The following is a 19464-nucleotide window of genomic DNA, read 5'->3' as shown; positions in this document are numbered from 1 at the left end:
AAGGAATGCTTGGGCCGTACCCCGATCCCGACACCCAGTCGTTCGTGAGTGCCCTTGACCGTGAAGTCGATCGCATCATGATTGAGTTCGAGAGCCTCGTATCTCGGCAGATCCGTGATCAAGACGACGCCATTGAAGCTCTCAACGACATTCGACGCGCACTGAACCTGGAATCCGAGGGTCCGCCCGTTCCGGTGGCCAAGCAGCTTCGCGATGTGGATCCGCACGAGCCGCTGACGATCATTGAGGCAGTATGTCTACCGGAACTCGGTGGGCGGCTCTTCTCGGACGGCACGGCGATCCCGAGCAAGACCGTGACCGTCTACGCGGTTCGAACGGCAATCGCAGAGGGACGGCTGCAGCTTCACCCCGCGTCTCGCCGGGGGTCTCACAGAATTTCACGAACACTGATCAAGGAATGGATGGCATGGCAAGACGTCGCGAACCCCCTCGGCTCCAGCTCGAAGCAGAGCGCAAGAACAAGAACGGTAGCACCGAAGCCGCAAAGTGGGTCGTCAAATATTATGACGAGGGAAAGGGAAAAACAGTTAAGTTCAGCACGGGATTTGGCCCTAGCGAAGCTGAAGCAGCGCAAAAATACTTCTCCAAATGGCTGACGGAAAAGCTGTCTGACGAGCCAATCCAGAAGGATCGCAAGGCCGATGAGGTGCCTATCGCCGACATCATCGCGCACTTCATCGAGGAACGGCTGCCGCCCAAGCCAGGCTCGGAATACAAGCCGTTTTCGCGCCCGAACGAGATCCTGAAATACATGGAGGATCTGCTCGAATGGTGGGGTGACAAGACCGTCGATGAGATCACGAAGGAGAACTGCCGCAAGTTCACCGAAACATGCCGCTCGCCGCTCGCCGCTCGCAATCGTCTGGACTACCTCCGTAACGCGGTGAACCAGGCACATGCCGACGGGGTCCTGCGTGCGGCCGTGAAGGTCACGCTGCCGCCGAAGGCGAAGCCACGCGAGGAATTTCTGGAACGCGACGAGGTCGCCATGTTGCTCTGGAAAGCGTGGCGGCATCGTCGCAATTACACGCACAATGCCACAAAATCGGCGGACACCGGACTGGCAGGTCGGGTCGTCGCTACCAGTTTCTATCCGTGGCGGCATGTGTGCCGTTATGTCTTGATTGCCTTATATACAGGCACTCGCAAAGATCGCATCGTGCGAGCCAGTTTCGTTCGCGAGGAAGGCAAGCCATGGATCGATCTGCGCCGCGGAGAGTATCACAGAGCCGCGCCGGGAGAGGTCGTAGCCGCGAACAAACGCGCCCCCACGATCCGCATCCCCCGACGACTTCTGGCACATATGCGCCGCTGGTATGACAAGGGCGCTCGGTACCCGATTGAGTATAACGGTGAGCAGGTGATCGATGTCCGGGCGTTTTCGTCTGTGAAAAACGCCGTCTTCGGAGAGCAGCGCAAGGTTGTCGGACATACACTAAGGCACACGGCTGCGACATGGCTCATGCGCCAGCCCGAGCTGTCCATTCATGACATCAGCGGATTCTTGGGCATGTCCCTCGAAGTCCTTGAGCGCGTCTATGGCAAGCACCGCACTCACCATCAGACGGGAATCGATCTGGCGATGACTCGCGGCCATGCCGGGCGCGACAAATACAATGTGGATGGCTACGACGGATGGAGCTATCAGCAATCCGCACCGACGGTTACCGACAGAATGACGAAAAACGAGACGAAACCAGCCGTTATCCCGTTTTCAAAAAGATCAATGAAATCAAAGAAGGCAGCGTAACAACATTACTTATGTATCGTGTTCGGGACGTGGGGGTCGAGTGTTCGAATCACTCCACTCCGACCAGCTAGAAACCCCGCTCCGGCGGGGTTTTTCGTTTCCGCTGATATCAGCAAAAAATCTCCCGGGGATGTTCCCCAACCCGTGAGGGAGGAACGTGCGGCGCTGTGCTGCGGCCTCAGCCGCCGACTGTGATCTCGCCATCCGCAACACGTTTCACAAAAATCTTCAAACCTTCATGCCTCAGTTTCTTCCAGCCGCCGTCGGAGACCATTGATTTCGCCAGATCGGCAAACCCGGTGGTGAGGTAGGGAACCTGCGATGCCGGTCGTTTGCCGAGCGCGTGAATCAAGCAGTCAGTTCTTGGCGGGGACGAGAAGGTGTTTCCTGAACGTTGCATGCCGATCTCCAAATGATCTGTGCCGTCTGGAAATCTGATTGTCCCATAGCCGCACTTGGCCGCCGCATTCACTTCGGCCTTGGAGAGATTGTCCTGCAGGAGAAATGACAGCTGGCTGAAACTGTTGTCCGTGTAGTCGAACTGACCCAGGATAATGAAGTCCAGCTCGTTCTGCCCCTTCTTGGCGCCTTTGATCTTGCCAAAGAAGTTGGAATTCACCTTTGTGTCCTTACCCGTCTTCATGGCAAGCATTTCGCCGAGCTTGATGTAGGTCCTCGGTTTTGACGAAACGCTTTCGGCACCCGCGGCGTTGCCTGAAGGCAGACTTGCCGTCTCCGGCTTGGCATAGGCGTCAGCGAAGGCTTGCAGCGTCGTGAGGTTGAGCGCTTGGGGAAGCGAACCGCTCTCGAACTTGCGGCAAGAGAGCGCGGCTTGCCGCGTTGCCTTGTCAGGCCTGCCCTCGAGATTCCCTGGTTTGCAGCCCAAACGAGCCAGTTGCTGCTGCAGCCTCTTGAGCAAACCTGTTTGTTCAGCGGAATAGTCGCTGACACCGCGGGTCACACTGATATTGCGGACATCGATGCCGATACCATCCGGCTGCACCACGTCAAACTGGGACGTATGATGGTCATAGCTCTTCCAGTCACCGCCCCAACCCATCATCACCGGGCCGAGAATGAAGTTGAATGATTTCGGGTCGCGGTTTGATTGCGGCTCGCACTCGTTCGATTCCCAGCAATGCGGAGCTTGGTTGGTTGCTTCGCCTTCGGCGGCGTAGATCACCTTGTTGTCGCAGCTTGCCGTAACCCATCCGCTCTCATCGTTTGCCCATCGGATTTTCAGCGAGAATGTCGCCCATTTGCCGAAATCTTGCGGTTTTTGGCACTGGCGGGCGAGAAAGTTCACGCCGTTGCGCGTGTCGGCTTTCAGCATGTAGATGAAATTGTGGATTGCCGGTCCTTCCCAGGAGGCGAAACGCAAATGGCTGTCCCAGCCATCGGGATAAAAGCCATTGGCGGAGTTGTTGTGCCAGCCTTTGTAGGCAAAGGTCGGATCGAGCCGGAAATCAAACTTGTATTCGACGCTTTCGCCAACCCTCATGTCTCGCGTATAGCGAATCGTTGAGCGGACGTTGCCATTGCGGCAATCATTTTCGCCGCGTCCATCGCCATAATCGACATTGGAACATTGACGGTCGAATATCTCAAACCGGGTCACGCCGTCCTTGACCTCTGGCCTGACCGATCCGTTGAACTTGTGGCGTTCGAAACCTTTGGGGAGCGGATCGGCAATCGCTACTGCGTGGCTCACAAAAACCATAAGCGTGCCAACCGCCAGAACTATATGATTTTTCAGCATAGTTCTTTCTCCCGCCTCAGACACCAACCATATCACGATCTCATTGGGGATGTAGGGTTTAGATCAGCTTCAGATCGGTCCCTTTGCCGTAGAAGGGCATCGCGAGCTCGCTCTTCTCTTCAGTTATAATTTTTCTGCAGGAAAGTTATAACGACGCGGTTGAGCAGCAGCGCGGTTGATCTCGGCGTTGCCAGATCGCGGTTCAATGCGTCGGTTTTCGAATCAACCGGAACGAGTCCCAAAGTGATTCGTTGAGTCGCGTTCCGTGTGAGATACTGGGCCATGAGCAAGCGACGAAGCTTCAAGCCGGTGAAGATCACCATCAATGGCAAGGTGAGGACGGTCTATAACGTCGTCCAGGCCGGCAACACTTTGCTGAACGATTGGCCCGACCAGACGCCGGCGGCCAAGGTTGCCGAGCGGCTTGTGCTTGATGTGTTCAACGATGCCGCCGAGCCCGAGCAGGTGCGCCGTGCCTTCATTACCGCCGCCAAGGCGAGCGACATCAAATATAGTTCCTGATCGGTGAGGCTGGGCTAAGCTCCGGTTCACTTCCATGACATCAGCTCCTGATTGGCGCGGTCCTGGTACTTGAACTGTGTCTCCATCCAGGCGGCCGAAATGATCGCGGCGAGGAAGCCGAAGGTGAGGCAGGTGATGGCCTGCTTGCGCCAGGAAATGAAGGTGACCGGCGCCGGGGTGAGGGGCTTTTGCGCGCATTCACCCGGCGGGCAGGCGCAGCCGGAAAAGGCCTTGACGATGCAATCGGCAGACATCTCCGTTCCCCCTCAGGCGTAAAGCTGATCGCGATCGGTCATGCCCATGATCTCGCGGGCATAGCGGTAATGCTCCTCGACGGAGGCGCGGGCGCCGCGCAGCCAGGAGGGGCCGCGGATTAAATGTTCGGGGCGGCGCAGGAAGGCAAAGCCGAGGGCGCCCATGCGCTGCGCCTCGATCGCCATATAGGCGCTGCAGTCTCCCATCCCCAGCGCGCCATTCCAGCGGGCGTCGCGCCTGCTTTCCACGGTCTCGATATTGCGGATGTGCTGCATCGCCCTGTCCTCTCACGCGCCTCTAATTGGCTCATAAGAGGAAGGTATATATAATACCCCAAATCGTCAACCGCATCAGGTATAAAAAATACCCTTTTGATTGACGAGGTACGAATCATAGGCGTATGTGTGTCGCCAGTGATTGGGCGACCGGGTGCAACTCCCGAGCTGACGAAGCCCAGCGGCGCGGGAAGCGAAAGTCCTTAAGTGCGCTGTCAGAAAATCAGGACGAGGGCGAAGCGAATGGCCCCTCTGGCACGTGTCCCATCCCGGCTCCGGCCTTCAGGACCTGGCCAATGCTCTCCCGGCTTCATGGGCTTTGCTCATGGGGTAGGGGGAAGCTTTGGCCGGAACCCTCCCTCACCAGCCTTCAGAAGCGAAGACAGAGAGGTAGAAACAAGATTCTCTTGGAGTCTGATGCTGCGAGAAAAACGGCAAGCGCAACGAGATCGAAATCGCCGGCGAGGGTGACCGGGCCCGGGTCTTGGGGTCGCCGAATTTGGAGTCGTGGGGGAGGGCTGCCAAGGATATTCTCGCAGCCATTCGCTCCATCCCGGCGGTAACGCGGCGGTGCGTGGACGACGTCCGGAGCTTTTGCATTTTTTGATTTCGGAAGAAAGGATGCTCTCGCGATCCTGGTTGCCGGATCGGGGAAATCGAGTGGGATCCTACAGGCCGTACATTTCGCGCGTGGCGCTGAAGGCCAGGAGAAGCGCCGCTAATGTGACGATATGGAACCAGATTCTGCCGGCGCGAGAGGAAGGGAGGATCGTCTTGTTTTCCTTGATAAATATGGCTTGTTCGCAACGAGCATGGATGCCTACATCTCGATGATCGACCGGCGGACGCGGCCGACGATGGTGACGACGCCCTGGAAATCCGGCGGCGGCACGTCCTCATAAGAAGCGGGCTGAAAGGGCGGGTTGTCGTTCGGGCGATAGCGCTTGTAGGTGGCAGCCCCCGTCTCGTCGGCGACGACATAAAGCGCGTTCGGCGCCAGGCGCTTGTCGCGAAGGTTGACGAAGATGATCGAGCCCGGCGGCGAGATCTTGTTCATCGAATTGCCTTCGACCTCGAGCGCGATCCATTCGCCATCAGGCAGATCGAGGGCGGCCACCGTCGGGAATTCCGAAAAGTCGGTGATCGGCGCCTGCTCGCTCAGCTGGCCGGCGCTGACCCAGGAGATCTTCGGCACGTCGGCGACAGAGACCGGCAGCTCATCCGGATCGAGCGCATTGCCGGTGCCGAACTGCAGCCAGTTGAGATTGACCTTGAAGGCGCGGGCGTATTTCTTCGCATCGGCAATTCCGAAGCCGTTGCGGCCGGACTCATGCGCCTTGTAGACATTCGCATTCCAGCCGAACCGGTCGACGATCGCTTTCGGCCCGGCAAAGCCCGCGTTTTTCCGGGCCATGACCAGCCGCTTTGCGCGTTCTTCGCGCTCAAATTGTTCCTGATCTTTCAACATGATATAAAAAATACCCCATTCCAGGGTATATGTCATGCTTTTTTCTGCTTGACGTGCGGGGTATTAAATGTACCCTATACGCATGACAAACAGCCAAAACATCAACGCCTCCATCCAGGCGACAGTCGGTCCATTCCAGCGCGAAAACGCCCGCTACACCGGCTGCCCGAACTGCGGCAAGGCGCTGTCGATCGCCGAGGTGATCGAGCACCATTGCGAAAATTGCGGCCGGCAGACCAGCCCGAAGGAGATGCGGCAGACAGCCGATCGACCCGGCGCGTCTGCGCTCACCGATCCCGACAGCCTCACGCCTCCCTGACGGCTCTCGGTGGCCGGCGTCGTCGCCCTCCCTCGGCGACGCCGGCAGCTATTTCCGGGCGGCCATCGCCGCCGATGAACTCACATGAAGCAGCTGGCAGCGCCCGCTTCGGCGGCAACGGCCCGCTGCGCCCGAAATGGACAAGAAGGATCATCCCGGCATGAACGCGCTCGAGCTCTTCCGCACCGGCAGGGACTACATCGAAATCGCAGCCATTCTCGGCATGTCGGTGCCTTCGGTGGAAAGCGAGATCCACCGGCTTCGAAGCGCCGAGAGGGGCGATACCGCCCAGCAGGATCATGCCGGCGCGGAGATCCGCCGCTTTCCGCATCGGATTAGGCCGGGCACGCCGGTGAATTTTGCCGGCGGGCAGCGGCGGCAGGTTTGAGCGGCGGGAGAAGGGAAAACGGCATGGCGAAGGACACAATGAGCAAGGACATCATGGACATCCTCAGCCCGGTGCTGGGGGAAGAGCTGGCGGCGGCCGTCATCGAGCATCGCAGGCGCACGCTGAGGAAGCCGCTGACGGCTTACGCCGCCCGCATCCAGGCCAGGGAATATCTGCTGACCGGCGATCCGGCCGGCGCTGCCGAGATGCAGATCTTCCGCGGCTGGCAGGCGATCAAATGCGACTGGTACCTCAAGGAGAAGGCGAGGGAAGCCGGGTCGATCAACAGCAGCACGAGAAGGACGACAGTCGATGCCGCAAGAGATTTCCTCTCCGGTGAAGATCATAGCGGGGATGCTTTCGGGTTTCCCGGCATCATCAGGCACTGATCCCGACATGCAGATCCGCGCCTATCTCCTCGCCATCGACGGCATCCCGCTGGAGGCCGTCTGGCAGGCGGCCAAACTGTTCATTTCAGGCAAGGTCAGGAATCATAACCGCGCCTTCGCACCGAGCTCGGCCAGTTTCGCCGAGCAATGCCGCCGGCAGCAGGCGGCGATAACGGCGCAAAGCCGCCCGCGCGTCGCGCCGGCGCCCGAGCCGCCGCAGCCGAAGGTCGCGGCCTACAAGCTGCAGCTCTTGCGCGACGCCGCGAATGGCAGCCGCAGCGCCAGGCGGGAGCTGGCGAAGATGTTTCCCGACAACCCGATCATTGCACGAGCCACACGACACGAGGAGGCATTGAGGTGAGAAGCCTGTTCTGGACGGAAGACAAGATCGTCAAGGCGCAGAAGCTCTGGCAGCAGGGGCTCTCGGCAAGAGAGATCGCCAACCTGTTCGGCTCGAAGAAGAACACCGTCATCAACATGGCGCACCGCAACCGCGACAGGTTCCCCGCAAGGCAGGTCACCCGGCCGCCGCCCGAGACCTGCGAGGCGCCGGCACCGATCCGCCACCCCGACCGCGTCACGCGGGTGACCTTGTCGGGTGCTGAGGTGACGATGCCGCGCGTGCCCTGCATCGATGGGCCGGCATCATGAGCCAGCCCACCCCGCGCGAAACCGAAATCATCGGCTGGATGGCGGCCGGAAAGACCGCCGCCGAGATCGGCACCATTCTCGGCATCTCCCCCATCACCGTGAATACGCACATCGCCAACGCCAAGGCGAGACTCGGCGTCTTCAAGGATACCGCACTGGTCGCCGCCGCACAGCGCAACGGCATTATTCGATAGAAGGACAATCAGCATGGGTGGCAAAGCAGCCAAGGTCAGGACACAGCGGGCAAACAAGGGCGCCGGCCGGCCGCGCAAGGCAAATGTCGAGCGTTTTCCCTGCGGCAAGATCAAGCCCTTCGAGACCGAGAAGGACAATATCAGCGTCGCGATATCAGCCCGCCGCCGCATCCACGGCTTCGGCCGGACGGTCGACGACGAGACGGTCAAGAGCCCTTTTGCCGGTTATACGCTGGGGCGCATGTTCCTTGACGGCCTGATCACCGCAGAGCAGCGCCAGGCCGGCGACGACTATGCCGAGGCGATCGCCCGCTACCACAAAACCACCGGCATCCCGGCCCCGAGCCCGCGGGCGCAATCGCTCTTTTCCGTCAAGGGCCACGAAGGCGAAGTCACCGAAAGCCTCGCCGACCGCGCCCGCAAAGCCAGCAACCGCATGATGGCGCTGCAGGGCATCCTGCTGCGCTGCCAGGACGGCCCGCAGGTGCGCAGCACCGTCTATAACGTCACGGTGATGGACTACGAACACCTGCGCCAGATGCCGCCGCAGCAATTGCTCTGGCTGCGGCGCGGGTTGATCGCGCTACGCGGGGCGAGGGTTGGGTGATGATGACGGGGCGACGGACGCGAAATTCGCCCACATCCCATCCGCCGTCGCTGTCCTTGCCGCAGAGCTCACCCACCCTCCGTCGTCCTCGGGCTTGCCCGAGGATCCACGCTCGGCCTCCATCAGCAGCGGCCCGGAGACACGGGCGGGAGCGGGGCGAGGGGCATGCTGCGACATCTGTGATTACAGCCGTCTGCCTTCATAGGAAGGCTTCACGAAGCTGAGAATTTCACCATGACACCGCGCTGCCGAAAGTAGGCCTCCATCCGCTTCCTGCCAGAACGGTTATTCTGCACGAGCCTGGCCGGGTCGAATACGGCCTCTTTCAAACCCGCCCGCGTCAACGCTGCCTTGAGGGCCGCGATATGCACGTCGATGTCGGCGTTGTCCGCCTGGAGCGACTCATAAATGCGGTTTGTTGCATCTGCTACGGTCGGTTCGCTCACGATTACACTCCTGTTGTCGTCTGGCTGGCCTGACCGTATTGGGGTGAAACCTGTTCACGTCAATGGGTGACAATGGATTGGAACATTTCGTCCACTTTCGAAGATGAACCACCAGAAGCCGCCTCCTGTACGAGAGCCGACCTCATCGTTGGCGAATGGCTCAGTGTTAGATCTTCAAAAATCGATAGGCGAAGCGATCGGTCGCTCCCTTGATCGAGGGATCGAAGACCTTGATCGAGTGCGAATCGTCCTTGTTCGCGAGCACGGTGCTTTGCGCGTCCAGTACGAAGCCGGCCGCCTCCACCTCCTCGCGAACGGATGCAGGCTCAATCCGATGCAGCGACTGTGCATCGCTCGTGCCCGCCCCGACGGCGGCGGCGTGGTCGACGATAACATAGGACCCGCCGGGCTTCAGCCGCTCGTAGACGGCTCGATTGAAGGCGGCGGCCGTCGCGCCCCTGGCCTGGATCAGGGCGGTGTGGAGGTCGTGGTAAAACAGATGCAGCCACAGGACATCCGCTGTTTGTGTGACCTCCGGCATCGCCAAGAGGTCCGCCGAGACGGCTTCGACGTTTGCTCGGCCCGGTTCCATCGCAAGCGTTCGCATGCGGCCGACCGGATCGTTCTTGAAGTGAGCGACTTCGGCCGGCACGAAGCTGAAGACCCGTCCGTCGGGTCGCACGATGTCGGAGAAGAGGCGGGTCCAGTCACCGTCGCCCGGGTAAACGTCGATGACGGTGGAGCCCGCATCGACCCGTGCGAACCGGATCAATTCGGATAGCTTGGATTGGTCGTACATTGGGATCTCCTTTACGGTTGAGTATTCGACGAGCGCGCGGCGTGCGAGGCTCCGATCCATGGCTCATTCACCTTCGACGCCGGACGGAGGGCCGCCGTCGGCCAGCGCTACGCCGGCCCTGACGCGTCCATCTGCGCGGCGCGCGCCAATGCTTGCGTGTCGACGTATTCCCGGATGTTGGTCAGTCTGCCGTCCCGGACCGTGATGGCGAAGACCCAGTCGTCCTCGAACGGCTTGTTCGTGGCCTTGATCTTTCCCTTCGCGAAGCCGACGACCAGGACCCGGTCTCCTTGCGCTACGAACTCCCGGGGTTCCGTGGACGTTTCTATCGAATTGGATGCCGTCTCGAGCAAATCTGCCAGTCCCGCGTGCCCGCGGTGCGTTCCGGCCAGCGGCCAGTCCTTGCCCGGAATGATCCACTCGATGTCCTCGGCGACCAGCGCCAGCAGAGCCTCCCTGTCGCCGTGGTCGATCGCGGCGAAGAAGTCCTTCACGGTCTTGATGTTCTTCTCGATGCTCATGGCATCTTCTCCATTTTCTGCCGATCGGATCGCGCTCGATCCGATCGGGTGCATCGTGTCGCTGCTGATGGGGATGTCGTGTTCGTCAGTCGAACTTGACCAGGTCCTTGAAGATCAGCCGGCCCCAACTATTTCCGCGCGCCTGCACAAGCAGTCCGCCTTTAGAAAGCCCGCCAAGTTCGATCGGCGCGAAACCGAGATTTTTCGCCAGCGCACCAATCTCCGCTGCGGCAGCGTCATCGTCGCTCGCCAGGAACACGACTCTCCTGCCACCCTTTACGGCGGGATCCTGGTCAAGGCTGGCAGCGATCAAATGGTTGAAGCCCTTGACCAGTTTCGCACCGGAAAACGCCTGTGCGATGTACCTGGAAGACGGCTGTCCTTCCAGTTCCTCCGGAGGCACGCCGTAGGCATTGGTCACATCGACGATTGTCTTCCCCTGCCAGGTGGGAAGCGTCTTCGCGACCTCCGGGTGCGCCTCGAAACGGACGGCCAAAAAGATGATGTCCGCCTTGACGGCTTCCGCCAATCTCTTGGGAATGATCGTGGGCCCGATCGCAGCTGCGGCGGATGCGAAGCTTTCCGGGTCGCGCGTGGTCGCAACGGAAACTTCGATGCTGTTTCTGGCAAAGGCCCTAGCAATAGCCTGGCCGATATTGCCGAATCCTATAATTGAGTAGCTCATAATGCTTCTCCGATCCTGTGTTGACGCCGGGTCAGACCTGCGCCCAACCACCATCGACGGCGAGATCTATACCGGTGATGTAGGAGCTCTCATCGGAGGCGAGGAACGTGAGCGCAGCCGCGATTTCCTCTGGCTTGCCCCTGCGTCCCATTGGGATCTGTGCAGCAAACTGGGCGACCGCCTCCTCGGCTTGCTCAGCGGTCAGGCCGGTCGTTGTCGCCAAGGCGGGAGTCTCGATCGCGCCGGGGCTCATCGTGTTGACGCGGATATTGCGGTCCTTCAGCTCTTGGGTCCAAGACCGCGAGAAGCTGCGAACAGCCGCCTTGCTCGCTGCGTAAGCGCTGAACGCTGGCAGCCCCATCACATTCGAGACCGAAGAGTTCAGAATGATCGATCCGCCGTCCTTGAAGAGGGGAAGGGCCTTCTGCACCGTAAAGAACAGACCCTTCACATTCACATCGAAGGTCTGGTCAAAATGGGCCTCAGTCGCTGCCGCAAGCGGCGCGACCGTACCTGCGCCCGCGTTTGCGAAGAGAATGTCGATGTGACCATGTTTCTCCTTCACGGTGGCGTAGAGCCGGTCCAGATCTTCCAGGCGCGAGACGTCGCCCACGACTGTCGTCACGTTTTTCCCGATAAGGGCCGCAGCCTCTTGTAAGGCTTTCTCGCGTCGCCCGATAATCACGACCTGCGCACCTTCCTCCACGAAGCGCTTGGCAGTGGCCAATCCGATGCCGCTGCTTCCGCCCGTGATGACTGCTACTTTGCCTTCGAGTTTTTTCATGATGTTCTATCCTTCGTTGTGTTCCTAGGACGCGGGATCGCGTCGGGTCAGAGTTGCGCCAGGCCGCCGTCGACGGCGACTTCGCTGGCTGTCATGAAGCTGCTGTCCGACGACGCGAGAAAGGCGGCCACCGCCCCGATCTCCGCGGGATCGGCCATACGCTGGAGTGGAGTCATCGCGCCGTAGGCCTTCTGGCCTTCCTCACCCAGCGCCTCCTTCGCGAGTTCGGTCGCCGTCGCCCCGGGTGACAGCACGTTGACCCGGATGTTGGTGCCCTTCAGGTCCTCTGCCCAGGTCCGCGCGAGATTGCGTACCGCGGCCTTGCTCGCGCTGTAGGCAGTGAATCCCGGGGCTCCCGTGGTGCCGGCGCTCGATCCCGTCAGGATGATCGAACCGCCTGAGCCCATCAGCGGCAGCGCCTTCTGGACCGTGAAGATCGTGCCCTTCACATTGGTGTCGAAGGTCTCATCAATGTGCTCGGCGGTGATTTTGCCGAGCGGAAGCGGGCTTCCCGCCCCGGCATTGGCGAAGACGATGTCGAGCGCTCCGCGCTCTGCCTTCACCGCGTCGTACAGGCGAACAAGGTCGGCCTCATCCGAGACCGAGCCCTTTACCGCCCGCGCATTGGGCCCGAGCTCCGCCACAGCGGCGTCAAGCGCCTCCTGCCGGCGGCCGAAGATGAAGACGAAGGCCCCCTCGTCGATGAAGCGCTTGGCTGCGGCGCGGCCGATGCCGGTAGCGCCGCCGGTGATCACGGCGGTCTTTCCATTCAGTCTGTTCATGTCATGCGTCCTTCGTTTCGCCGTCACATGTTTTCGGCTGTACGGGGATGTCTCCCGAGAACTCCGATATGGGTTCGTCGAAGTCGGGCGGTGAGTGCGCAATCACGCACATGGGTGGTGCAAAAACGATCCATCCAGATGATCAAGTGCCGCAACGCTCGCGCACATTGCGGCTCAGTGTGCTAGAACGGGCTTCGGAAGCCGCGCCGCGCGGCGCGGGAATGCACCATGATCGACTGGGATGACATTCGCTACTTTCTTGCCGCCGCGCGCGGAGGCTCAGTGCGGGCTGCCGCCAAGCGCCTCGGGGTGAACCACGCGACGGTGCTGCGACGCATCGCCCAGCTCGAGGAACGCCTCGGGGCGCAGATGTTCGAAAAGCTGCCTTCAGGCTACCGCCTGACGGCTGCGGGCGAGGAGGTCCTCCAGCTCGCGGAGGAGATGGAAGCGTCGTCGCACCAGCTGGAGACGCGCGTCTTCGGTCGCGACCAGAGCGTGCGCGGGCTTCTGCGGGTGACGTTGGCTCCGACCCTTGCGACACACCTGCTGATGCCGGACTTCGCCGATTTTGCGCGTCTGCATCCTGATATCGAGATGGAAATCGTGTCGTCCGGCGAGCTGGCGAATCTGACCAACCGAGAGGCTGACGTCGCGATCCGCGTCGTCTACGACCGCAAAACCCTGCCGCTCAATCTTCACGGCCTGAAGGGGCCGGATATATTCGGCGGTATCTACATGTCCCGCGATCTGCTGGCAGCGTGGCGTGCGGGGGCGCCGGATCCCATCCGATGGATCGTCATAAGCATTCATGGCATCCCGGACTGGGTCCGCGACGGCGAAGTTCGCACCACGGGGGTCCCGTTCAGGACGACGGACGGCGAGGCGCAGATCGTTGCAGTACGGCAGGGGCTCGGGATCACGACACTGCCGTGCTTCGTCGGAGATGCCGATCCCCAGCTGGTGAGGGTGCCGGGCACCGACCTGCACATGTACGGAACGCTCTGGCTTCTCACGCAGGGGGAGACACGCAAGACGAAGCGCGTGCGGCTCTTCACGGAGTTCGTATCCGGCAGGCTCGCCGCCTACGCTCCGCTTCTCACGGGGCTGTCCATATCCCGCGACTGACGCCCGGCAGGTCGCCGGCGGGCATGTCGAGCCGCTTGATTGGGAGCCGATAGTCCATAGGTCCCTCCATGCCTTGATGCTGGCGACCACAAACGAGTGACGGCTGGGTCGGCGGGCTCAGCGGCGGACGCGGTAGCGGATGTGCGTGGCCTCGGGTGTATCGATCACCCGAACGATCTCCAACTCGACGCGCGATGGTAAGACTTCGAACATTCGGCGGCCACATCCGAACAAGACTGGAACCTGGTGTATTTGCAGTTCGTCGAGCACGCCAGCTTCCAGCGCCCGTTGCGCCGTATACGCGCCAAGCATCAACACGTCCCGGTCCCCGGCGGCGGCCTTCGCCTGCGCCATTGCACTCGTGATCCCGTCGCTCACGTATTTGACCAACGGATAATTCGCGACGGATGGCCCGGGCGGCCTGTGACTGGGTACGAAGATCGGGACACCGTGATTGTCACCGCCCCAGTGATCGACCTGCTCCACGGTTCGCCGACCCGCCAGAATCGCACCTGGCGCGTTCCATTCGTCCCACAATTCTCCGACCGGTCCGGTCGGTCGGGAAAAATCCCCGTACCACTCGTGCAACCGCATAAAGTCGTCGCCGCCAGGATTGCCCACTTCATCGTTGGGCCCCGCGATATACCCGTCCAGTGACATGGACATGAAGAGCACTGATGCAGACACTTTTATCTCCTTTGGTCTTTTCCAAACTGGGCGGTGGGAATTCTCTCTGCGGGTGGGCTATTGATGCAAAAGCGCGTTCAGGCAAGCCGAGCGCGCGGGCGGACAGTCTCGATGTTCCCAAGGACGCTCGAGCGACGCTGACGCCGACATCCCGAATACGATTTAGGTACTGCCCTATCTCACAGGGGACCGAACCATGCTCGAGCCGACTGGGTTGGCGCCAAGCGCGGTGAAATCAGCGCACTGCTCGTCGGAAAACTCGTAACGATCCTGGCCTGGGCGAACGATCAGGACCAGCGGCGGGAAGCCCCTGGCATATTTCCCTGGTCGTTCGGGGAAGGCGTGTCGGTGCGTGTAGGCTCAGGGCCTGGGATGACCGAGGGTGGGCGTGTGTTTTCGCTAAACTCCCCGCCGATCGAGCCGAAACCCGCCGTGGAGCAATAGTGCACTTTAGCGATGCCTGATGAACCCTTTCCGTTGCCGTTCTGTGGGAGTATTTTGATCGCACTCAACTTGGCGCTGGAGAGTGCAGTGTTTGTAGACGGCCGTCGCACGTTTCTGCTCTTTTTGGCCATCGCATTCTGTCAGATGGCGTTCGCGCCGCGATCAGGGGCGGCCGACGACACCGTGACGATCGACGGCGGAATGCTGAAGGGTGAGAGGTCGGGCACGGTCGTCAGCTTCAAGGGCATACCCTATGCGGCGCCGCCGGTTGGTGATCTGCGATGGCGCAATCCGCGGCCAGCGGAGACATGGAGCGGTATTAGGGATGCCCGCAATTTCGGTCCGTCCTGCATGCAGACCGACGACCTGCCGAAGTCAGAGGATTGTCTGACCCTCAATGTCTGGACACCCGTCAAGCGTCCCCGCACACCGCTGCCGGTGATGGTCTGGATTTACGGCGGCGCTCTTGCCCATGGAAACACCCCCCAATATCCTGGTGGCCAGCTGGCCGCCCGGAAAGTTGTGTTCGTCAGCATGAATTACCGCATGGGCCGACTGGGTTATTTTGCCCATCCGGCGCTGATGAAGGAATCCCCTGATGAGCCCGTCGGCAACTATGGTTACATGGACCAGCTTGCCGCCCTGAAATGGGTCCAGCAGAATATCGAAGCCTTCGGCGGCGATCGGAAGAAAGTGACGATCTTCGGAGAGTCGGCCGGTGGCGGCTCGGTGATGGCGCACATGATATCGCCACTGTCACGCGGGCTGTTCCGGGGCGCCATTCTACAGTCACCGGGTCTGCCGACCGCGCGTGCGCAGAGCACGCCCTTGTCACCTTTGGAAGAAGCAGAGAAAATCGCGTTGGACTATGCGGCTTCTCTGGGAATCAATGGCAGCGATGCCGAGGCTCTCGCGGCCCTTCGGGCGCTGCCTGCGGAAAAGCTGACCGAAGGTGCATCGGCACAAGAGGTGCTTGTGGGAATGTCGACAGGCAAGCCTGTCATCGGCATCTCAGGCGCGATCATTGACGGACGGTTTTTGCTCGAAACGCCGGAAGCGGCTTTTGCGGCGGGCCGTCAAGCGCCGGTTCCGGTCATCGTCGGGGCAAATGATCGAGATCTCGGCATCGGTGAGGCCGCGACGAAAGACGATCTCTTCGCGCTCTTCGGCAATCATGCAGCCGAAGCCCGCAGCCTCTACGATCCCAGCGGCCAACAGACCCTCGATGAGCTGAAGCAGCAGGTTCTGGCCGACAAGACGCTTGTCGAGCCATCCCGCCATCTCGCTGACGAGATCGCCCGCACCGGCCAGCCGACATGGTGGTATCGTTTCTCCTATGTCGCCGAGGCCTTGCGCAACGATCCGATGTGGAAAGGCACTCTGCACGGCTTCGAAATTCCGTATACGCTCGCCATTCCAAACGCACTGGTGAAAGACAAGGTGACACCTGCCGACTGGGCCATGGCCACATTGGCAAGCGAATACTGGCTCGAATTTGCAAGGAGCGGTGACCCCAATGGCGGCTCACGGCCAAAATGGCCCCAGCACAACCCGGCCGTCGACAGGCTCATCGACTTCAGCAATCACGGTGCAATGGTCGGAGCCGATCCGCTGAAGCCGAGGCTCGACCTCTGGCAAAGCCATTGGGAGGAGACGAAATGACGGGGGCGGCACCTGTCGCCTGATGTGTTGCCTTACCCATTGCGGGAACTGCCGAATAACACAAGCCCGCTTTGTCATTGGAATCTTCCTGGGAAGACCGGATGTCGCGATTGACGGAAGCCCGATCTCCGCTGAATTGCGCTTGGCAGCTTTGGGGCGACAGGCGGCAGCCGGGTCGGTCGGATTGGGCCGGAAGCAGACGTCCGATTCCCGCTGGGCTGTCTCGCATAGGCTGAGAATCTCGCCTAGTCGCTGAGCTAAAGTTGTGCGATATTCAAAGCGGGATCGAACTCTGTCTACCGCAGCTCTTTGCAAGACAATCTGCCGATGCCGGCAAACACAGCCGTCCTTGACGCTGATCCCATCTGCACTAGCAGGCATGATCGCCCCTTCGGCGCATAATACATAGCCACGAACAACTTTCAGCCTACCGCATTGCACGCACCGTAGCACCGTTCAAGCCGGTGCCTTAACGGGCGCGCAAAACTCAGGAGGAGGAGTCATTATGAGCTATACAAAAAACCTCTGTTTCGGACTGCTGGCTTCGGCATTTGCTGTCACGTTAAGTGCACCGGCAATCGCTCAGAACCAAACGCCGAAACCAAACATCGTCGTCATCATGGGCGACGACGTTGGCATCTGGAATATCGGGGCCTACAATCGCGGTATGATGGCGGGCCGCACGCCAAATCTCGACAAGCTTGCGGCCGATGGCATGCTCTTCACCGACTACTACGCCGAGGCGAGTTGCACCGCAGGCCGTGCGAACTTCATCACCGGCGAGCTGCCGGTCCGCACGGGCATGACCACGGTGGGCCAGGCGGGTTCTCCGATCGGTCTGCCGGCTGCTGCCCCCACGCTCGCGACCGTGCTCAAGTCGATGGGCTACGCCACTGGGCAATTCGGCAAGAACCATCTCGGTGACCTGAACGAGTTCCTGCCGACCGTTCACGGTTTCGATGAGTTCTTCGGTTATCTCTACCACCTCGATGCGATGGAAGACCCCGCGCATCCTGGATATCCGCAGGACCAACTGAACGTCGTCGGGCCACGCAACATGGTCCATTCCTGGGCGACAGAGGTGGATGATCCGACAGAAATGCCGCGCTGGGGCAAGGTGGGCAAACAACGGATCGAGGATGCCGGCACGCTCTATCCTGAGCGCATGAAGACAGTTGACGACGAAATCCAGTCCCTCTCTTTCAAGTTCATCGAAAAGGCCAAGGCGGACGGAAAGCCATTCTTCCTGTGGCTCAACCCGACCCGCATGCACATCGTAACGCATCTCTCGGAGAAGTATGAAAATATGCGCAACTCGGAGAATGGATGGACCATTCACGAGGCTGGCATGGCGCAACTTGATGACATCGTGGGCGCTACGATGCAAAAGCTCAAGGATATGGGCGTAGACGACAACACCATCGTCATGTTCACCACCGACAACGGAACCGAGAACTTTACCTGGCCTGATGGCGGGCAGACGCCGTTCTATGGCGGGAAGGGCACGACCTTTGAGGGCGGCTTTCGCGCACCGGCAATGATCCGCTGGCCTGGACATGTCCCGGCCGGCTCAATCGGCAACGGCTTGATTTCGGGCCTCGACTGGTTCCCGACTTTCACCGCGGCCGCAGGCAATGCCAATATTGCCGTGGAACTCAAGGCCGGAAAGGAAATGAACGGGCAGAAGTACAAAGTGTATCTCGACGGTTATGACCAAACGAGCATGATCACCGGGTCGGGTCCGTCGAACCGCCACGAAATCTGGTATTTCGCCGAAAGTGCTCTCGGCGCCGCCCGCGTCGAAGACTACAAATATACCTTCAAGGAACAGCCCGGCGGCTGGCTCGGTGACACAGTGACATTGGGTGCGCCAACCATCGTCAATCTACGTCTGGACCCGTTCGAGCGGACAGCATTTTACAAGGGGAACACCGGCTCTCTCGAATATTTCGAATGGTATAAATTCGAGTTCTGGCGCTTCGTGCTTGTACAGCAGCGGGTAGAACAATTGGCGAAATCCGCCGTCGAATTCCCACCCATGCAGGCTGGTGCGAGCTTCGGGTTGAGTGCCGTCAAGGCGCAGATTGCCGAAGCCATGAGGAAGCAAGCGCAATAGGCAGTCCTGCATTTCGAAGGGCAGCTCGCAGGGGCTGCCCACTTTCGTGGCTAAGCCGCAAGACTGCGGTCCCGGCCGTAACAGCAAGCTCTTCTCATCCACGTGCTCATGCTTTCACAGCCGAAAAGAACAGGAACCGCGGCTTGGTCGTCAGGCTCTGATAGGCCTGCGGAAAAAGCGTGCGGGCTTCAGGATCGGGCTGGGGCTCGCTGACGATGTCGATCTGAAATCCGGCCGACTTCAGCGCCTCGAACATGGCGTGCAGCGGCCGATGCCAGAAGCGCATGGCGATATCCTTTCCGCCGCGCTGCCAGGTCTCATCGAAACTGTAGGTCTCGAAATAATTGTCGCGACCGGTCGAGGCGTGATCCATGAAGGGATGGTGGGTGGAAAGAACCAGGCGACCGCCTTCGGGCAGCAGCCGGTTGAACTCCGAAAGGGGCCCCGACCAGTCGGGAAGATAATGCATGACCAGCGAGGCAAGGATCAGATCGAAAGCTTTGTCCGTAAACGGCAATGCTTCGTTGAGATCCGCCAACAGCAGCCGCGCGCGCCCTTGCAGGCGACGTTGCGCGATCTCAAGCATGCCGGCACTGGCGTCGATCCCGGTCACGACAGCCCCGCGCTCAAGGAGCGCTGCCGTATGCGCCCCACCGCCGCATCCCGCATCGAGCACGGAGAGACCGGCGACGTCGCCAACCAGGGCAAGAATCGCCGGCCGCTCGTAATAGGCATTCCAGGCATTGGTCTCGTTATCGGCATCATAGGCCGCCGCGAAGGCATCATAGTCATTCTCGGCCAAGATTTTTCCCTTT

The 19464-nt window shown here is 60.5% G+C and carries 24 protein-coding genes; 12 read left to right on the top strand and 12 right to left on the bottom strand.

What is annotated here, in order from left to right:
• Positions 1 to 427 precede the first annotated feature (427 nt).
• Positions 428 to 1771, top strand: coding sequence for an integrase (locus tag FHX03_RS01265; protein WP_183852098.1), 1344 nt, complete (start codon positions 428 to 430; stop codon positions 1769 to 1771).
• A gap of 178 nt (positions 1772 to 1949) precedes the next feature.
• Here the strand turns inward: FHX03_RS01265 and FHX03_RS01260 are convergent, their stop codons facing one another.
• Complete coding sequence (locus FHX03_RS01260) at positions 1950 to 3530, bottom strand: hypothetical protein (RefSeq protein ID WP_183852096.1); 1581 nt, start codon at positions 3528 to 3530, stop codon at positions 1950 to 1952.
• Positions 3531 to 3812: 282 nt separating this feature from the next.
• Here FHX03_RS01260 and FHX03_RS01255 point away from each other — a divergent pair, with 282 nt between their 5' ends.
• Positions 3813 to 4052, top strand: coding sequence for a DUF982 domain-containing protein (locus FHX03_RS01255; RefSeq protein WP_003580187.1), 240 nt, complete (start codon positions 3813 to 3815; stop codon positions 4050 to 4052).
• A gap of 26 nt (positions 4053 to 4078) precedes the next feature.
• Here FHX03_RS01255 and FHX03_RS01250 read toward each other — a convergent pair whose 3' ends face one another.
• The 3 genes from FHX03_RS01250 to FHX03_RS01240 all read right to left on the bottom strand — a co-directional run bounded on the left by FHX03_RS01250 (position 4079) and on the right by FHX03_RS01240 (position 6050).
• Positions 4079 to 4306 carry a hypothetical protein gene (locus FHX03_RS01250; RefSeq protein WP_183852094.1) on the bottom strand — a complete coding sequence of 76 codons (228 nt, stop codon included), beginning with the start codon at positions 4304 to 4306 and terminating at the stop codon, positions 4079 to 4081.
• 12 nt (positions 4307 to 4318) lie between these two features.
• Positions 4319 to 4582, bottom strand: coding sequence for a hypothetical protein (locus tag FHX03_RS01245; protein WP_183852092.1), 264 nt, complete (start codon positions 4580 to 4582; stop codon positions 4319 to 4321).
• 820 nt (positions 4583 to 5402) lie between these two features.
• Positions 5403 to 6050, bottom strand: a complete 648-nt coding sequence (locus tag FHX03_RS01240) for a S24 family peptidase (protein ID WP_097627752.1) — start codon at positions 6048 to 6050, stop codon at positions 5403 to 5405.
• Positions 6051 to 6132: 82 nt separating this feature from the next.
• Here FHX03_RS01240 and FHX03_RS01235 point away from each other — a divergent pair, with 82 nt between their 5' ends.
• The 7 genes from FHX03_RS01235 to FHX03_RS01205 all read left to right on the top strand — a co-directional run bounded on the left by FHX03_RS01235 (position 6133) and on the right by FHX03_RS01205 (position 8598).
• The gene (locus FHX03_RS01235; protein ID WP_097627324.1) at positions 6133 to 6369 is read left to right on the top strand and encodes a hypothetical protein; all 237 of its coding nucleotides are present in this window, start codon (positions 6133 to 6135) and stop codon (positions 6367 to 6369) included.
• A gap of 160 nt (positions 6370 to 6529) precedes the next feature.
• Positions 6530 to 6757 (top strand): sigma-70 family RNA polymerase sigma factor, encoded by a 228-nt coding sequence (locus FHX03_RS01230; RefSeq protein ID WP_246699179.1) that lies wholly within the window; start codon positions 6530 to 6532, stop codon positions 6755 to 6757.
• A gap of 23 nt (positions 6758 to 6780) precedes the next feature.
• Positions 6781 to 7146, top strand: a complete 366-nt coding sequence (locus tag FHX03_RS01225) for a hypothetical protein (protein WP_064837306.1) — start codon at positions 6781 to 6783, stop codon at positions 7144 to 7146.
• Positions 7112 to 7507, top strand: coding sequence for a hypothetical protein (locus tag FHX03_RS01220; RefSeq protein ID WP_097627343.1), 396 nt, complete (start codon positions 7112 to 7114; stop codon positions 7505 to 7507). The genes FHX03_RS01225 and FHX03_RS01220 overlap by 35 nt, the downstream gene beginning before the upstream one ends.
• Positions 7504 to 7797, top strand: coding sequence for a GcrA family cell cycle regulator (locus FHX03_RS01215; RefSeq protein WP_183852090.1), 294 nt, complete (start codon positions 7504 to 7506; stop codon positions 7795 to 7797). Before FHX03_RS01220 ends, FHX03_RS01215 begins: the two co-directional genes overlap by 4 nt.
• Positions 7794 to 7991, top strand: a complete 198-nt coding sequence (locus FHX03_RS01210) for a response regulator transcription factor (RefSeq protein WP_183852088.1) — start codon at positions 7794 to 7796, stop codon at positions 7989 to 7991. Before FHX03_RS01215 ends, FHX03_RS01210 begins: the two co-directional genes overlap by 4 nt.
• Before the next feature lie 13 nt (positions 7992 to 8004).
• Entirely contained in the window at positions 8005 to 8598 is a 594-nt protein-coding gene (locus tag FHX03_RS01205) for a hypothetical protein (protein ID WP_183852086.1), read from the top strand.
• 212 nt (positions 8599 to 8810) lie between these two features.
• Here the strand turns inward: FHX03_RS01205 and FHX03_RS01200 are convergent, their stop codons facing one another.
• The 6 genes from FHX03_RS01200 to FHX03_RS01175 all read right to left on the bottom strand — a co-directional run bounded on the left by FHX03_RS01200 (position 8811) and on the right by FHX03_RS01175 (position 12615).
• Complete coding sequence (locus FHX03_RS01200) at positions 8811 to 9047, bottom strand: hypothetical protein (protein ID WP_027685648.1); 237 nt, start codon at positions 9045 to 9047, stop codon at positions 8811 to 8813.
• 163 nt (positions 9048 to 9210) lie between these two features.
• On the bottom strand, positions 9211 to 9843 hold the full coding sequence (locus FHX03_RS01195) for a class I SAM-dependent methyltransferase (RefSeq protein WP_183852085.1): 633 nt from the start codon (positions 9841 to 9843) through the stop codon (positions 9211 to 9213).
• Positions 9844 to 9950: 107 nt separating this feature from the next.
• On the bottom strand, positions 9951 to 10364 hold the full coding sequence (locus FHX03_RS01190; RefSeq protein WP_183852083.1) for a nuclear transport factor 2 family protein: 414 nt from the start codon (positions 10362 to 10364) through the stop codon (positions 9951 to 9953).
• 85 nt (positions 10365 to 10449) lie between these two features.
• The gene (locus FHX03_RS01185; protein WP_183852944.1) at positions 10450 to 11049 is read right to left on the bottom strand and encodes an NADPH-dependent F420 reductase; all 600 of its coding nucleotides are present in this window, start codon (positions 11047 to 11049) and stop codon (positions 10450 to 10452) included.
• Positions 11050 to 11080: 31 nt separating this feature from the next.
• Positions 11081 to 11833: an SDR family NAD(P)-dependent oxidoreductase gene (locus tag FHX03_RS01180; protein WP_097627350.1), complete on the bottom strand. Its 753-nt coding sequence runs from the start codon at positions 11831 to 11833 to the stop codon at positions 11081 to 11083.
• A gap of 47 nt (positions 11834 to 11880) precedes the next feature.
• On the bottom strand, positions 11881 to 12615 hold the full coding sequence (locus FHX03_RS01175) for an SDR family NAD(P)-dependent oxidoreductase (RefSeq protein WP_183852081.1): 735 nt from the start codon (positions 12613 to 12615) through the stop codon (positions 11881 to 11883).
• A gap of 228 nt (positions 12616 to 12843) precedes the next feature.
• Between FHX03_RS01175 and FHX03_RS01170 the strand changes: the two genes are divergently transcribed.
• The gene (locus tag FHX03_RS01170) at positions 12844 to 13740 is read left to right on the top strand and encodes a LysR family transcriptional regulator (RefSeq protein WP_097627360.1); all 897 of its coding nucleotides are present in this window, start codon (positions 12844 to 12846) and stop codon (positions 13738 to 13740) included.
• 117 nt (positions 13741 to 13857) lie between these two features.
• Here FHX03_RS01170 and FHX03_RS01165 read toward each other — a convergent pair whose 3' ends face one another.
• Positions 13858 to 14415, bottom strand: a complete 558-nt coding sequence (locus FHX03_RS01165; RefSeq protein WP_310807000.1) for a dihydrofolate reductase family protein — start codon at positions 14413 to 14415, stop codon at positions 13858 to 13860.
• A gap of 543 nt (positions 14416 to 14958) precedes the next feature.
• Here FHX03_RS01165 and FHX03_RS01160 point away from each other — a divergent pair.
• Together FHX03_RS01160 and FHX03_RS01155 are read left to right on the top strand one after the other, a co-directional pair.
• Entirely contained in the window at positions 14959 to 16533 is a 1575-nt protein-coding gene (locus FHX03_RS01160; RefSeq protein ID WP_183852079.1) for a carboxylesterase/lipase family protein, read from the top strand.
• A gap of 505 nt (positions 16534 to 17038) precedes the next feature.
• Positions 17039 to 18649, top strand: coding sequence for an arylsulfatase (locus FHX03_RS01155; protein ID WP_097627366.1), 1611 nt, complete (start codon positions 17039 to 17041; stop codon positions 18647 to 18649).
• 106 nt (positions 18650 to 18755) lie between these two features.
• On the opposite strand, the gene FHX03_RS01150 is transcribed toward FHX03_RS01155, so the two are convergent.
• Positions 18756 to 19451: a class I SAM-dependent methyltransferase gene (locus FHX03_RS01150; RefSeq protein ID WP_183852077.1), complete on the bottom strand. Its 696-nt coding sequence runs from the start codon at positions 19449 to 19451 to the stop codon at positions 18756 to 18758.
• Positions 19452 to 19464 lie beyond the last annotated feature (13 nt).

Source organism: Rhizobium sp. BK456, from assembly GCF_014194045.1.
Taxonomy (GTDB): domain Bacteria; phylum Pseudomonadota; class Alphaproteobacteria; order Rhizobiales; family Rhizobiaceae; genus Rhizobium; species Rhizobium redzepovicii.
Note: the sequence above shows the minus strand (reverse complement) of the source record. Positions and strands in the feature narration are given on the sequence as shown.

Excerpts from the sequence above, each read along its gene's own strand:
- FHX03_RS01210 (WP_183852088.1), top strand. The coding sequence starts at position 7,794 with ATGAGCCAGCCCACCCCGCGCGAAACCGAAATCATCGGCTGGATGGCG.
- FHX03_RS01255 (WP_003580187.1), top strand. The coding sequence starts at position 3,813 with ATGAGCAAGCGACGAAGCTTCAAGCCGGTGAAGATCACCATCAATGGC.
- FHX03_RS01205 (WP_183852086.1), top strand. The coding sequence starts at position 8,005 with ATGGGTGGCAAAGCAGCCAAGGTCAGGACACAGCGGGCAAACAAGGGC.
- FHX03_RS01170 (WP_097627360.1), top strand. The coding sequence starts at position 12,844 with ATGATCGACTGGGATGACATTCGCTACTTTCTTGCCGCCGCGCGCGGA.
- FHX03_RS01185 (WP_183852944.1), bottom strand. The coding sequence starts at position 11,049 with ATGAGCTACTCAATTATAGGATTCGGCAATATCGGCCAGGCTATTGCT.
- FHX03_RS01225 (WP_064837306.1), top strand. The coding sequence starts at position 6,781 with ATGGCGAAGGACACAATGAGCAAGGACATCATGGACATCCTCAGCCCG.
- FHX03_RS01175 (WP_183852081.1), bottom strand. The coding sequence starts at position 12,615 with ATGAACAGACTGAATGGAAAGACCGCCGTGATCACCGGCGGCGCTACC.
- FHX03_RS01250 (WP_183852094.1), bottom strand. The coding sequence starts at position 4,306 with ATGTCTGCCGATTGCATCGTCAAGGCCTTTTCCGGCTGCGCCTGCCCG.
- FHX03_RS01240 (WP_097627752.1), bottom strand. The coding sequence starts at position 6,050 with ATGTTGAAAGATCAGGAACAATTTGAGCGCGAAGAACGCGCAAAGCGG.
- FHX03_RS01230 (WP_246699179.1), top strand. The coding sequence starts at position 6,530 with ATGAACGCGCTCGAGCTCTTCCGCACCGGCAGGGACTACATCGAAATC.
- FHX03_RS01155 (WP_097627366.1), top strand. The coding sequence starts at position 17,039 with ATGAGCTATACAAAAAACCTCTGTTTCGGACTGCTGGCTTCGGCATTT.
- FHX03_RS01220 (WP_097627343.1), top strand. The coding sequence starts at position 7,112 with ATGCTTTCGGGTTTCCCGGCATCATCAGGCACTGATCCCGACATGCAG.
- FHX03_RS01260 (WP_183852096.1), bottom strand. The coding sequence starts at position 3,530 with ATGCTGAAAAATCATATAGTTCTGGCGGTTGGCACGCTTATGGTTTTT.
- FHX03_RS01265 (WP_183852098.1), top strand. The coding sequence starts at position 428 with ATGGCAAGACGTCGCGAACCCCCTCGGCTCCAGCTCGAAGCAGAGCGC.
- FHX03_RS01190 (WP_183852083.1), bottom strand. The coding sequence starts at position 10,364 with ATGAGCATCGAGAAGAACATCAAGACCGTGAAGGACTTCTTCGCCGCG.
- FHX03_RS01235 (WP_097627324.1), top strand. The coding sequence starts at position 6,133 with ATGACAAACAGCCAAAACATCAACGCCTCCATCCAGGCGACAGTCGGT.
- FHX03_RS01180 (WP_097627350.1), bottom strand. The coding sequence starts at position 11,833 with ATGAAAAAACTCGAAGGCAAAGTAGCAGTCATCACGGGCGGAAGCAGC.
- FHX03_RS01245 (WP_183852092.1), bottom strand. The coding sequence starts at position 4,582 with ATGCAGCACATCCGCAATATCGAGACCGTGGAAAGCAGGCGCGACGCC.
- FHX03_RS01195 (WP_183852085.1), bottom strand. The coding sequence starts at position 9,843 with ATGTACGACCAATCCAAGCTATCCGAATTGATCCGGTTCGCACGGGTC.